Raw genomic sequence first — 661 nt, forward strand, 5'->3', positions numbered from 1 at the left:
CCAGTGCGATACGGCGGTGCCCCAGGCCGAGCAGGTGCTCGGTGGCCATGGCCATGCCCTGGCGGTTGTCCACCGCCACCGCCGCATAGGGACGCTGGGGTTCGTGATAGGCCAGGATGAAGGGCGTCCGCTCCTGGCTCAGCTCGGCCAGCACCGCGCTGCGGTCGGCGTCGGCCACCGTCAGTACCAGGCCGGCGACGCGCTGGCGCAGCAGTTCCTCCACCACCGCCGCCTCGCGCTCGGGCTGGTAGTCGGTGGTAGCGATCACCAGCGAGTAGCCCTGGCTGCGCGCGGTGCGTTCCATGGCGTGCAGCTGTTCGGCGAACACCGGGTTGAGCAGGCTGGGCACCACCACGCCGATCAGCCGGGTGCTCTGCTGACGCAGCTGGCGGCCCAGCAGATTGGGGCGGAAATTGAGACTGCGCGCGGCGTCCAGCACCCGCTGCCGGGTACTCTCGCGCACCTGCTCGGGCGTGGCGAAGGCCCGCGCCGCCGTGGCCCGGGAGACCCCCGCCTGTTGCGCTACCTGTTTCAGATCGGTCATGCCGGCCTCGTTTGAGATCGATCTCATTAGCGGCAGACAATGCCGGCGGCAGATGTCGGGACGATGACAGCGAGATGAAGCTTCTGCTCTGGCGCCGGGCCCGGGCCCGGCGCCAGA

At 70.0% G+C, this 661-nt stretch carries 1 protein-coding gene; it reads right to left on the reverse strand.

All coding sequences use genetic code 11. The features are described from left to right. The coding region (locus GSQ95_RS26065) for a LacI family DNA-binding transcriptional regulator (protein ID WP_158974032.1) at positions 1-544 on the reverse strand (544 nt) is incomplete at its 3' end. Positions 545-661 lie beyond the last annotated feature (117 nt).

It is taken from the genome of Pseudomonas sp. BAV 4579 (assembly GCF_009765395.1).
GTDB lineage: Bacteria > Pseudomonadota > Gammaproteobacteria > Pseudomonadales > Pseudomonadaceae > Chryseomonas > Chryseomonas aestiva.